Annotated in this window: 13 protein-coding genes and 1 pseudogene; 2 read left to right on the top strand and 12 right to left on the bottom strand. The window is 43.1% G+C overall.

The annotated features are described in order from the left end of the window. Together K4H96_RS11430 and lepA are read right to left on the bottom strand one after the other, a co-directional pair. Window positions 1-238, bottom strand: a pseudogene (locus tag K4H96_RS11430) (hypothetical protein); the annotation flags it as partial. 42 nt (window positions 239-280) lie between these two features. After that, window positions 281-2104, bottom strand: coding sequence for a translation elongation factor 4 (gene lepA, locus K4H96_RS11425; RefSeq protein ID WP_023916330.1), 1824 nt, complete (start codon window positions 2102-2104; stop codon window positions 281-283). Window positions 2105-2226: 122 nt separating this feature from the next. Here lepA and K4H96_RS11420 point away from each other — a divergent pair, with 122 nt between their 5' ends. Beyond that, window positions 2227-3042, top strand: a complete 816-nt coding sequence (locus tag K4H96_RS11420; RefSeq protein WP_223336952.1) for a Cof-type HAD-IIB family hydrolase — start codon at window positions 2227-2229, stop codon at window positions 3040-3042. An 82-nt stretch (window positions 3043-3124) separates the two neighbouring features. Here K4H96_RS11420 and K4H96_RS11415 read toward each other — a convergent pair whose 3' ends face one another. The 7 genes from K4H96_RS11415 to K4H96_RS11385 all read right to left on the bottom strand — a co-directional run bounded on the left by K4H96_RS11415 (window position 3125) and on the right by K4H96_RS11385 (window position 9450). After that, entirely contained in the window at window positions 3125-3700 is a 576-nt protein-coding gene (locus K4H96_RS11415) for an NADPH-dependent F420 reductase (RefSeq protein ID WP_223336953.1), read from the bottom strand. Between the two features lie 235 nt (window positions 3701-3935). Further along, complete coding sequence (locus K4H96_RS11410) at window positions 3936-4301, bottom strand: TIGR02328 family protein (RefSeq protein WP_223336954.1); 366 nt, start codon at window positions 4299-4301, stop codon at window positions 3936-3938. A 51-nt stretch (window positions 4302-4352) separates the two neighbouring features. After that, complete coding sequence (gene hemH, locus K4H96_RS11405; RefSeq protein WP_223336955.1) at window positions 4353-5447, bottom strand: ferrochelatase; 1095 nt, start codon at window positions 5445-5447, stop codon at window positions 4353-4355. Window positions 5448-5642: 195 nt separating this feature from the next. Continuing rightward, complete coding sequence (locus K4H96_RS11400) at window positions 5643-6926, bottom strand: glycosyltransferase (RefSeq protein WP_223336956.1); 1284 nt, start codon at window positions 6924-6926, stop codon at window positions 5643-5645. After that, entirely contained in the window at window positions 6895-7542 is a 648-nt protein-coding gene (locus K4H96_RS11395; protein WP_002903038.1) for a hypothetical protein, read from the bottom strand. The genes K4H96_RS11400 and K4H96_RS11395 overlap by 32 nt, the downstream gene beginning before the upstream one ends. Then, window positions 7535-8677 (bottom strand): glycosyltransferase, encoded by a 1143-nt coding sequence (locus tag K4H96_RS11390; protein WP_223336957.1) that lies wholly within the window; start codon window positions 8675-8677, stop codon window positions 7535-7537. Before K4H96_RS11390 ends, K4H96_RS11395 begins: the two co-directional genes overlap by 8 nt. A 2-nt stretch (window positions 8678-8679) precedes the next feature. Continuing rightward, a complete protein-coding gene (locus K4H96_RS11385; RefSeq protein ID WP_223336958.1) occupies window positions 8680-9450 on the bottom strand; it encodes an SDR family NAD(P)-dependent oxidoreductase in 771 nt (256 codons plus the stop codon). Between the two features lie 138 nt (window positions 9451-9588). Between K4H96_RS11385 and pepT the strand changes: the two genes are divergently transcribed. Beyond that, window positions 9589-10812: a peptidase T gene (gene pepT / locus K4H96_RS11380; protein WP_223336959.1), complete on the top strand. Its 1224-nt coding sequence runs from the start codon at window positions 9589-9591 to the stop codon at window positions 10810-10812. Between the two features lie 44 nt (window positions 10813-10856). On the opposite strand, the gene K4H96_RS11375 is transcribed toward pepT, so the two are convergent. From K4H96_RS11375 to K4H96_RS11365, 3 genes are all read right to left on the bottom strand, one after another. Continuing rightward, window positions 10857-11432, bottom strand: a complete 576-nt coding sequence (locus K4H96_RS11375) for a DUF6572 domain-containing protein (RefSeq protein ID WP_223336960.1) — start codon at window positions 11430-11432, stop codon at window positions 10857-10859. Between the two features lie 40 nt (window positions 11433-11472). Next, window positions 11473-12027, bottom strand: a complete 555-nt coding sequence (locus K4H96_RS11370; protein WP_002900193.1) for an NAD glycohydrolase inhibitor — start codon at window positions 12025-12027, stop codon at window positions 11473-11475. A 260-nt stretch (window positions 12028-12287) separates the two neighbouring features. After that, window positions 12288-12815 carry a hypothetical protein gene (locus K4H96_RS11365; protein WP_223336961.1) on the bottom strand — a complete coding sequence of 176 codons (528 nt, stop codon included), beginning with the start codon at window positions 12813-12815 and terminating at the stop codon, window positions 12288-12290. Window positions 12816-12897 lie beyond the last annotated feature (82 nt).

The raw sequence follows: 12897 nt of genomic DNA, 5'->3' as shown, positions 1-12897 counted from the left end.
AAAAAGCAAGAGCAAAACCAATCAAGAAACAAAACTCTGGAGAACCAACACGTTTTGTTTCTTGATTGGTTTTGCTCTTGCTTTTTTTAGAAGAAGAATTTGAAGAATTCTTTTTCACTTGTGCACTGGAACTAGTCGAAGAACTAGATTGACCAGGCTTTTGTCCAGAATTGGCACACGATGTAAGAGTAAGTGAAGTTAGTACCAGAACTGCTCCAAGCAGATACGATCGTTTCATGATTTTCTCCTTTTGGGATATATTACCTAGAGAGATAAGACTTTATTCCTCATCCATACTCAGGACACTGAGGAAGGCTTCTTGTGGGACTTCGACAGATCCGATAGCTTTCATCCGTTTTTTACCAGCTTTTTGTTTTTCAAGGAGTTTCCGCTTCCGAGAAACATCACCACCATAACACTTGGCCAAGACATTCTTACGCAGGGCCTTGATGTCTGTCCGAGCCACGATTTTCTGTCCGATGGCTGCCTGAATGGGTACTTCAAACTGCTGACGAGGAATGATTTTCTTGAGCTTGTCTACAATCAGCTTACCACGCTCATAGGCAAATTCCTTGTGAACGATAAAGCTGAGAGCATCAACCTTATCGCCATTGAGGAGAATATCCATCTTCACCAGCTTGGACGAGCGATACTCAGAAATTTCATAGTCAAAGCTAGCATAGCCACGAGTAGAGGACTTGAGCTTGTCAAAGAAGTCAAAGACGATTTCTGCAAGTGGGATTTGATAGATGACATTGACCCGATTATCATCGATATAGTCCATGGTCACAAAGTCACCGCGCTTACGCTGAGCCAACTCCATCACCGCTCCGACAAATTCCTGGGGTACCATAATCTGCGCCTTGACATAAGGCTCTTCAATGGAATCAATCTTGGTCGGGTCTGGAAACTCGCTTGGATTAGAGACATCAATAGCTTCACCATCTGTCAGATTAACCTTATAGATAACGGATGGCGCCGTCATGATCAGATCAATATTAAATTCACGCTCCAAACGCTCCTGAATGACGTCCATGTGCAGCAAGCCTAAGAAACCACAGCGGAATCCAAATCCCAATGCCTGAGATGTTTCCGGCTCAAACTGCAGACTGGCATCGTTTAGCTGGAGCTTTTCGAGAGCCTCGCGCAAATCGTTATATTTATTGGACTCAATCGGATAGAGACCAGCGAAGACCATAGGATTCATCTGCTTGTAGCCAGCTAGTGGTTCTGCAGCTGGATTGTCCGCCAAGGTCACTGTATCCCCGACCCGAGTATCCTGTACCGTCTTGATAGAGGCTGCGATATAACCAACATCCCCTGTTGCTAGGAAATCGCGTCCAATGGCCTTGGGAGTAAAGATGCCAACCTCTGTTACATCAAAGGTCTTGCCATTGCTCATGAGCTGAATGGTATCCCCCGGCTTGACCACGCCGTCCATCACCCGCACCTGCAGGATTACCCCACGATAGGCGTCATAGACCGAGTCAAAAATCAAGGCCTTGAGCGGTGCTTCTACATTTCCAGTCGGTGCTGGAACTTTCTCCACAATCTGCTCTAAAATTTCCTCAATTCCGATACCAGCCTTGGCAGAAGCCAATACGGCTTCGCTAGCATCCAAACCAATCACATCTTCAATCTCTGCCCGCACCCGCTCTGGATCCGCAGCTGGCAGGTCAATTTTATTAATAACTGGCAGGATTTCCAAGTCATTATCCAGCGCTAGATAAACATTTGCCAAGGTCTGAGCCTCAATCCCCTGAGCCGCATCCACGACCAAAATGGCCCCTTCACAGGCCGCTAGCGACCGCGATACCTCATAGGTAAAGTCCACGTGTCCCGGCGTGTCAATCAAGTGGAAGATATAGGTTTCACCGTCCTTGGCAGTATAATTGAGCTCGATGGCATTGAGCTTAATGGTGATACCGCGCTCCCGCTCCAAGTCCATGCTGTCCAAGAGTTGGGCCTGCATTTCCCGGCTGGAAACTGTCTCCGTCGCCTCCAAAATCCGGTCGGCCAAGGTTGATTTCCCGTGGTCAATGTGGGCAATGATGGAGAAATTGCGGATCTTCTCCTGACGTTTTTTCAAATCTTCTAAATTCATTTTTCTCATCCTTTTAGGGTATTCTATTTATTATAACACAAGACCAGTGATTTTTCCTATAGACTCGGACTTTCTCTGTAAATTATGCTATACTTATCACAGAATAATTTTGGAGACACTTTATGATTAAAATTCTTGCACTTGATATGGACGGCACCTTGCTCAACAGCAAAAAAGAAATTCCCCAGGCTCACATCGAAGCTCTGCACCGAGCTATTGAAAAAGGAGTAAAATTGGTTCTCTGCACAGGCCGTCCCTTGGTCGGCGTCAAGCCTTATTACAACAAGCTGGGCCTTGCACAAGAAAACGAATATGTCATCGTGGACAATGGCTGCGCTACACATCAGACCAGCGACTGGAGTTTGGTGGACTGGCAAGAGCTTAGCGGTCAGGATATTCGCTATCTCTACAGCCTGTCTGAAAATAGCCCTGTCCAGCTGACTCTCTTTGATGAGGAGCATTATTTCGTCGTCGGAGAAAAAGCCAGTTCCTATGTCGTGAATGATGCTAGCTTAGTCTTCACCTCTCCAACCGAGATTAGCCTGGAAGAGGCTTGCAGTGGTCAACATAGAATGTTTCAAGCTATGTTTTTAGGCAGCCAAGAGCAGGTAGATGCTTTTGAAGCCGACTTTGGCCAAGAAATCTGCCAGCGTTTCAGTGGTGTTCGCTCTCAGCCGGTCATTTACGAGGCTATGCCGTCTGGTGTGACCAAAGCCTTCGCCCTAGAGCGATTGGCTAAACAATTAGACGTCAATCCTCAGGAAATCATGGCAATCGGTGATGCCAACAACGACATCGAGATGCTGGAATATGCTGGCCTCGGTGTTGCCATGGGCAATGCTTCAGACCATGTCAAAAGCCTAGCCGATGCCGTCACAGACAGCTGCGAGGAAAATGGGGTCGCTACAGCTATCGAGAAGTTTATTTTGAACTCATAAAAGTATAAATCCCCAGAAGTGAAACTTCTGAGGATTTTGTTTTCAGTCTAAGAATTAGCCTGCTTTGAGGCTATTTTTTTCTTTATTTAATAACAGCAAAACCAGCTGTCCAGTTGATTTTCTCACGTACGGCAAGTGTTATTTGTAAGAAACCCATTGCCTCTAACTCACGGGCACGTTTGAGCTCGCCCGCATCAATCGTATCTAAGCCACCTTCTTGGATAAATCCAGCAAGAATTTTCTTTGCTTCTTGGTCATCCGATGCCAATTGAACAGTCGTTTTTTCTTTACCTGCTACTTGTTTCGCAGCTATTGTCGCCGCAAAATTTGTATTAAAAGCTTTGACCACACGAGCTTCAGGAATCAACTTAGCAATTTCTTCTGCTGCTGAACTCCCAGCTGGTGTAAGCAATTCATCCATATTCTCAAAGTTTACAGGGTTAGAAATATCTACTAAGATTTTTCCAGCGAGCGCTGCTTTATTAGCTTCAAGAATGCTTGCAATTGCAGAGTATGGAACAGCCAATACAACAATATCACCCGCACGTTTTGTAAGACCTTCTTTACCTACAAAATCAACTTCATGTCCACCTGAATTGAATACACTTGCGATTGCTTGTCCCATGTTTCCTTGTCCAAAAATTGTAATGTTTGCCATAATATGTTCCTCCTTTTAAGTTACAAATTTTTATTGTAACATTCTTTGTTACATCTAAGATTATAACACATAGAATTGTAATGTTAATAATTACAACTCGGGAAATTTAAAAAAATTTCGAGTTCCTAAAATAACTAGTATTTTTTCCAAAATAACATACAAAAAAGGAAGAGCACTATATCTTCCTTTTTGTTGTTCTATAACCTTAACACTATACCGTCTTGGCGCTTGGAAATCAGACAATATCTATCCCCTTCTCTTTGAGATTTTCCAGGCATTCTTGCAGATAGGCTGCGTCATGCTCCGGATAAATGGGATGTTCTAGCTCCTCAGCTGGCAACTGCTGGTAAGGTGGACAAGTCTTGCCACGATAGTCCTTGTCCAGCCAAAGTGGATCCGGCTGATAGCCCCGCTTCTGCATCTCCTCCATAATCAAGAGATGATAAGCATACAGGCAATAAGGACTGTGCTCAAAAACATAGTTGACCGTTGCATGCAGCTTGCCCCATCCTCGTCCTCGTAAGGCTGCGCATTCTCGATGCTGGCCTAAAAGCTGCTGGCGCGGAAGTCTTTCAATCAAATCTTGGTGCCAAAGTCTCATGATTTTCTCCTTCTAGAATAATCTTATAAAGTCATCAACGAATATGAACAATCAGCTCTTAGACAGCTTTCCTGCTTTCTCCAGCATTTTCTTGACAAAATATGGCATCTTAACATTCTCGCGCCCTTTTTTCTCAATCAGCTTCTTGACGAAATCTGGCATTTTCAGCTCTTCATCCTCAGCAAGAATCTGGCTGCTCTCCTCCGACGGCTGCAATTCATCGAAAGTTTCTTCTTCTGGAAAACATTCTTTGAAAGGTTCATGCTCATGGCGGCGGATAGTTTGAATCAGGGCGTCAATTAAACGGTCGTCTGCATTGGGCATAGGCGGTCTATGATAAGCAACACCCAAATCTTCGCAAAGTTCCTTACACTCCACGTCATTGTCAAAAAGGACCTCTATATGCTCACTGATAAAACTAATCGGCACAAAAATATAATGCTGCGGATGTGTTTCTTGCTGGCGCATGTAGTCCAGCACGTCAGGCTTGATCCAAGGGAGTCCAATGTCACTCTCACTTTGCCAAACATTGAGATAATCCTCTTCTGTCAGACCTAATCTTTCAGCAATCAAACGGGCATTGTCATAGATTTGATCAATGTAAGGATCTCCGAAATCCAAGGCCAGAATAGGCACACTGTGGGCTGAAAAGAAAATCTTGAAGGTATCTTCTCTAACCTCTTCTGTAAGAATCTTTCTCAGCTCCTCTGCCCAATAACCAAGAATAGCTTCTTCCTGATACCATTCCTTAATGATATTAAAGCGGATACGATCACTCTGGATAAACTTCTCATAACCCATGACAGAATAGTAAGAAAAATGCGGCTCTAGAATCAAACAGATACAATCCTCAATACCATCCTCTTCCATCTGCTCGATCACGTCTGGGATAAAAGGACGTGAGAATTTATTGGCAAAATAAACCGCATACTCACCAGATAAACGCTGACGGACCTTTTCCACCTCTTCTAGACTGATACGCTGCAGAGGCGTTCCACCGATGAGGACATAGTTATCATAGAGCGTCTGAATCTCATGGTCTTGCGGCCTGACACCGCGGCGAATATTGGTAAAAAATTCAGCCACTCCCTCAAAGCTAATCTCCTCTGGCGAGCCAAAAGTCATCATTAGAATTGCTTTCTTCATTATCTTTCCTCTTCAGTCACACCGAGAAAGCCAAGTTGACTTTCCAACGACTTTCTTGTAATCACTTTCATTTTAACATCTTAAAAAAGACTTGAATAGACCAAAAAACCTATTCCTTGAAAAGAATAGGGAAATTTAATAATTCAGATATTTTAATGTTGGAGATATGCTTTAATAGTTTGTTGAATTCTCCAGTTATAAATCAAGCTTGAGCAGGCGCCCCAGCTCCTGATAGAGAATCTCTGTAGGCTGATATTCTTTACTTTTCTGGGCAAGGATTTTCAACTGAGACCAGTCCGTGCGATTCGTCAATTCCTTAAAAATGCGCAGCACTTCTGCATCGGTCTTTCTGCGAGCTACCAGCCCTACTTGGGCTAGCTCAGCACGAACGGCATTGTCAAACTGGTCATAATCCTGCGGCAAAATGAGACTGGGAATCTCATACTCAATACAGGCCATCATGATACCCGTCCCCGCATGGTGAATGGCAAAATCTATCTTATCCAGAATATCTGTATAAGGCAGATAGTCAAAGAGCAGCAGGTTTTCCGCCAGTCTCTTCGGAACATTTCCCAAGCCACTAGCTTCTCCCAAGGTGACGTAAAAGAGGTAATCTGGGTAGAGCTGACTCAGCTTTTTCGCTCGCTCCACCATGCGCTCCTTCTCCCATTTCAAATGCGTACCGCAAGTCACTAAAACCCTCTTCTTATCGGTCTCAAAATAAGACTCATGATCTGCAGGCAGGCGATCAAAGGACAGGCATTTGTAGCCAACCCAGCGAAGATGCTTAGGAAAATCATCTCGAAACTCCAGCTCTTTCATGCCCAAAGCCAAGATAGAATAAGGCGAATAAATGGCTTCTGTCCCATCTTCCCGATAGAGTTTAAAATCTTGATAGTCTCCCAAACTCTTCCGGACCAAGGCAAAGGCCATTTTCTTTCCACAGCGAATAGCTTGCCTGCCTAAGGCATCTCTGAACTTGTATAAAACACCCTGATGAGGTTTCCATCCTCCCAAATAGGTCGGCGTTGTCGTCCGGCACTCAATTGCAACCGGACTCGGAATCGTGGTTATCCAAGGGATACCAAAGCGACCAGAAATTAGGCCCGCTGGCGAAGCAACAAAATCTGCTATGACCAAATCCGGTTTGCCGCCCTCTCGCCAAATTCGATTTAATTCGTCTATAACTTCTGGAATTAGTCTGGAATTGGCCCGAAACTGCTGACAGGCAATCAGAAGATTGCTTTGCTGCGGAGTATTGGCGATGTCTTCCATCACTGTCGGTCTTTCTGGAAAGAGGGCTAGACAGTCAAAACCGATTTCCTCTACTAACTCTTTCTTTTGGCAGCCAGTGATGACCCGAATCCGAAAACGCGGATCCGTCAGCAGAGGCTTGACTAAGGTCAAAGTAGGCAGCAAATGCCCACTAAATGGCACACTAATCACATCAATCTTTATCACTTTTTCTAATCCAGTCATGAACTAATCCTTTCACATCTTCCCTGTATTCATAATCAAAATGGTTGCTATCCACCACCACATCAGCTGGATGGCCATCTAGAAATCTACTGTAAATATCCTTCTTTCCCTTAATGACCAGCAAGTCAATATCCTTGCGATTTAGGAGTCTCCGTGAAACAGGCCCTAGCGCAATCACTCTCAGTCTGAAGGGCAGCTTTTCCTCACCCAAGTCCTCCAGCCACTGAGTCAGCATATTGAGTCCAGAGCTTTTGCAGATAATGACAGCCTCCTCAACACCCAGTAAAGGAGATAAATGCCGCTGCAAAGCCTCCTGAAAGCGAGAATTGTAGAGAGTATGCCAATAGTAACGGATATTGGAAATGGAAGCATTCAGCAAGGTAACTTGGATTTGTCTCCCGTGCTCAAATCTCTGATTAAATGGAAAATTACTGGGCGCTATTGAGAAATCCGGTGGACAAATCTGGTCAAGAAACTCAAGCTGGCCTGCAGTGAGACTAGCGCAGTCCAAATGGCTACTGCCACTGAGAAAAAGCAAGACCTTGCTAGATTTCAACATGGTTTGATCTAGCGACAGAGCATCCAACTTATCCAAGTACTGCTTCATCTTACTCATAGCGGATTTTCCCATCCGTCACTCGAATCTTCCTTCCCCGCCAGTTAATCACCCGCGGACTGAACAAGACATAGAGGAAAAGCCAAGGCAAGAGTAAATCATTCAGGACTTCGTAGAACACCTCATCAGGATGCGGCCGACCGGATAGAATGTGACGACGATAAGCCAGCATCCAAACCGCCTTGACCAAGAGTAAAAGCAAAGCCAGTAGCACAAAAGGCCAGCCAAGAAAGAAACTAATGAGCAAGGCAGGAAGCGGCAGAAAACTAGGCAGAGCAATTAAAATAATAACCTTCCAGTCCAAGTGCTCCTTCAGATAGATAGAGCTAAAAAGCAGCCAACGCTTCATCTGCAACAGATATCGCTTGGCATCCTTGATAGTAGTCCGGACATTACAAGTCACCCGCGTCTGGATAATCTCAACTCCCTTGCTGCGTAAAAAATCCGCTACAGCCAAATCATCACATAAGTAGTCTTTTATAGCACTGAAGAGCTTCTGCTCGCTAGCCAGTTCAAGTGGCAGAATATAGAACATTCCATTAATCGAGTGGTTGGCTTTGACTTCTGCCATGGTAAAATAGGTAATAAAAGAATTGCCATTGACAAAAGCAGCTACTAGCTTGGACCAGAAATTACTTCGCTCCTGATTATAGGGAATGCCTGTCAAAATAACATTCTCACCCAGATAATCTGTCAATTCTCCCATTTTTGAAAAATCAATGACGCTGTCGTCGTCGAGAACAATCAGATATGGTCGAGTCAGCTCATCGATAATCTGCTCAATCTTATAACTCTTAGGATTAATCCCCTGTGGGACATCCTCCATGAGAAAAACGCGAATGCGCTGGGCATAAGAAGGATTTTGACAAATCTTGTCAGCCACTCGCTGCGCCTCTGGGTCAGACTGATCAATCAGCCAGTAAAACTCCACTACTTCTGTTTGCTGGAGATTGGCTAATAAGTCATTTTCCAAACGAGGGTCACCAGATAGGATGGGCTGGACCACCGTATAAAGCTCCTCTTGAAAGTCTGATGAAGAGCTCTGCCTTTTTTTCAAATAAGTCAAAGACAAGAGCCAACGCAAGATAAAGAGAAGCAAATAGGCAGCAGCCAGCAAGAAAAAAATAAGTTTCATGATCAAAGCCCCTTTCGTAGATAAGCGCCAATCAAACGGATAATCCATCTTTGTGGAAGTAGCTTCATGAGCCAAGCCAGTAGTCGATATCTCTTGCCCACTATCGCATAAGAACGACCTTGCTGGAGCAGTCCGATGATGCGTCGTGCTGCTATCTCCGGGCTCATTTGCAACTGACTTCCACCCAAAGCATTCTGTAACTCTGGAGGAAAGATGGCAGTCCGAACCGGTCCCAGTATATAAAGACAAACTCTCATTTCAGAGCCTTTGAGGCGCAGCTCTTCTTGCAAGGCTAGACAGTAGGTCTGCAAAGCGGCCTTACTGGCGCTGTAAGCCGCCAGATAAGGATGGGGACAAAGCGCTGCCAGAGAGGAAAGTTGGACAAGTCTTATCTTGCGATTGCGCTCCACGATTTGCCTCATCAGTCGAATCGGCGCTTGGTAATTAACCTGCCATAGGGCCTTTTCAGCAGCTTCCGAAAGAGATAGTGCTGGACTAAAATTAGCTAAACCGCAGCAATTAATCACTAGATCAGCCTCTAGCTGCTGAGCAAAATCGTCTACCGCAGCCGCATCCAGCAAATCCAAAACTCTGCAGGAAAGCTTAGCTCTAACTCCAGACAAGTCCTCTTGCAACTGAGTGAGCTTCGCTTCATCTCTGCCAACCAAGACCATCTGGTCTGTCCTTTGAGCCAGTTCTCTAGCCAACTGACGACCTATACCTCCCGAAGCCCCCAAAATCACAGCTTTGCTGATTGTTTTTTCCATTTGCATAGATATAGTTTACCAGATTTTGACAAGATATAAAACTAATTGCTAGATTTTACCTTTGTCCTCAAGAAACGAAAAACATTTCTCACTCTCTCCTGAATATGCTAAAATAGACTTAAATGAAATGAAAAAGGAGCACTCATGAAATATCCTAATCTGTTAGAGCGTTTTCTGACTTATGTCAAGGTCAACACGCGCTCAGACGAGACATCTACAACTACACCCAGCACCCAGAGTCAGGTGGACTTTGCCAACAATGTCCTCATTCCTGAAATGAAGCGGGTTGGCTTGGAAAATGTCTACTACCTGCCCAACGGCTTTGCGATTGGAACTCTGCCAGCCAATGACCCAAGCTTTACCCGCAAGATTGGCTTTATTTCCCACATGGATACGGCGGACTTCAACGCAGAAAACATTCAGCCGCAGGTCATTGAGAATTATGACGGCGGTGTGATTCCGCTGGGGCAATCTGGCTTTAACTTAGATCCTGCGGACTTTGCCAGTCTCCATAAATACAAGGGCCAAACTCTGATTACGACTGATGGAACAACTCTTTTGGGAGCAGATGACAAGTCAGGTATTGCTGAAATCATGACTGCTATCGAATACCTGTCTGCCCATCCAGAAATCAAGCATGGAGAAATCCGAGTTGGCTTTGGACCAGATGAGGAAATCGGCGTCGGTGCTGATAAGTTTGACGCTGAGGACTTCGATGTGGACTTTGCCTACACAGTGGACGGCGGACCACTAGGGGAACTCCAGTACGAAACCTTTAGCGCTGCTGGAGCAGAACTGACCTTCCAAGGCCGCAATGTCCATCCGGGAACTGCTAAAGACCAGATGGTCAATGCTCTCCAGCTGGCTATTGACTTCCACAATCAGCTGCCAGAAGCCGACCGACCAGAGAAGACCGAGGGCTACCAAGGCTTCTACCACCTGATGAACCTGACTGGTACAGTCGAAGAGGCTCAAGCTAGCTACATTATCCGCGACTTTGAGACAGAGGCTTTTGAAAATCGCAAAGCTGCTATGCAGGCTATTTCTGAAAAGATGAACCAAGAGCTAGGCAGCGAGCGCGTCATCTTGACCCTCAAAGACCAGTATTACAACATGAAGCAGGTCATTGAAAAAGACATGACACCTATCCATATCGCCAAAGCAGTCATGGAAAGACTGGACATTCAACCTGTCATCGAGACTATCCGTGGCGGAACTGACGGCTCTAAAATTTCCTTTATGGGCATCCCAACACCTAACCTCTTTGCCGGCGGTGAGAACATGCACGGCCGCTTTGAATATGTCAGCCTAGAAACCATGGAATGCGCTGTCGACACCATCATCGGCATTGTTTCCTATCAAGATTAAAAAAGAAACCACAGAAGTTCACGAAGAATTTCTGTGGTTTTTTCTCACTCTGGCAATTCTACCTTCAAGCTCATATCTGTAGGTTGTAACACTTTCTGAACAGCTGCGAGAAAGGCTAGACCGTTGTCAGATGGAGAATACTGGAATGTGATATGAATGACTTTTTTATCAAAGTTATCACCATATCGTTCTACATACTGCTTGCTTTCGAGGAAGTAGATATAGTTGTTGAGTTTTTCTTGAAGTCTCAAGAGATGCTCTTCTTCGGTATCCGGAAGCCAAAGATTGCCATCTATTAATAAAAGTTCCAAGTCTTTATCACTTGTTCCGATTGCATCAATCTCTGAAACATCTAACTGAATAGGTATACTTTTAATCCTACATCTAAACTTTACAATCTCATATAATTCTTCAATAGCATCCTTTTCTCTTTCAAAACTAGCTTTTTCATGTAACTGTTGACGTTCAGTAACCTCATACACTATAAATCTATTTGCACTTAAATCCTGATAATACCCTATCGCAAACTGCTCTAAAACTTTTTTATTTAAGTGTACAGTATAATATCTAGGCTTATTGCTATTAAATTTTAAAAAGTCTAATAATTCCTGTTTTGTCATCAAAATTCCTCCATTCTCCCTACATCCTTAATTTAATTTCCTACAATTCTACTACCTTAGGTGGATTGTAGTATTTTTCCTTGAATTCTTTAAGGATCTTCTCTACCTTTTCTACATCACACTGTCTGTATAATGGACTACGGTCTAATACATTACAGAGTCTTTCATAGGTATAAGTACGTTTCTGCTCATCTGATAATTTTGAGATACTTTCTATAATATTTCTTACCAATTCATCCGTCTCAATGGTAAAGGGAAGATTAGAATATTCAGTTAAAAACCAGTTTTGAATAGAGATAAAATCAGTCACCTTATCTAATTTGACTAAGTCAATCGATAAGCTAAAATTTTTCAAGATATCAAAGGTTCTGCGCGCTATATCCCTATCACCTTCTACATACAGAGGGTACAAGCAATATTCCATTAATACGTTAATATCTGTGCTATCCACTTCATAAGAATCCCGTTGTCGAAAACAATACTTCGCTTCCGTTCCTAGAAAAGCTTCTGCTTCTTTTCCTTCCCTCATTACTTCTAGATAATGTTTGACAAAGTGTTTATAATTTTCTTTATTTTTGAGTTTGTATGTCTTCATTTAGTTACTCCATTGGTTAATTCTAAAAATTCCTTCAACTTGCTCAATTTTATTAGTGCCTGGTTTATAGACACGTGGATTTTTGATTTCATAGTATCCTTGACGTTCAATCGCAGAKAAAAATTCATCGTAAGAATTCTTCTTTGTTCATTTTTCTCTCGTTTCTTTTTTTATGATTCAAATTTCACTACTTAAATATTTTACAATTTTTTAGCAATCAATCCCTTAATCTAACTTTCAAATTATAACWTTATCTATCTCTACTCTCCATTTTCATCTTGTCCGACCGACGAAGCATCTGATTGATTGTCTCCTTGACTGTCTCCAGTGCTGGCTGAACTATCTGATTTTGGAAAATCCAAACTATACTCAGTTTCTGTACTAATTGCCGGAAGATCAATATCTACTATTTCCTGATTTTGAACAGGATGATAATAAGCAAAAAAGGCCCAAACCATATAAACAAGAATGGCTGGATATACAATCAGATGTTTTCCCAAAAAATTCCCAGAAGCTTCAGCACCTCTTGTAGACATTCCTTTCAATTCTGGATACTGATTCTCGTATTGTTTCTTTTTTGTCCAATACGGCCTTGATATAACAATACCTGCAAACACAACTAAACCAATTGAAACATTTTCAAAGATTAAATTCCTAGATTTTGAATAGACCAAAATAAAGGATAGAATAGCTCCTGTAACGGCCGTTAGCAAGAATATAAGGAGACTATAAATAGCTTCTTTTTTTACTCTAAGATATTCTTTGATGGGTAGTTCTTTTTCTCTCACGGTGATAATCCTTTCATCTATCAGTCTCTGTTTATTCTAACACAATATCAATCAAATAAGTATAGGGTTGTGAAAATCAAAA

The sequence above is a fragment of the Streptococcus sanguinis genome (assembly GCF_020729765.1).
GTDB lineage: Bacteria > Bacillota > Bacilli > Lactobacillales > Streptococcaceae > Streptococcus > Streptococcus sanguinis_Q.
The sequence above is the reverse complement of the archived record's forward strand: the minus strand, read 5'-3'. Positions and strand labels throughout refer to the sequence as shown.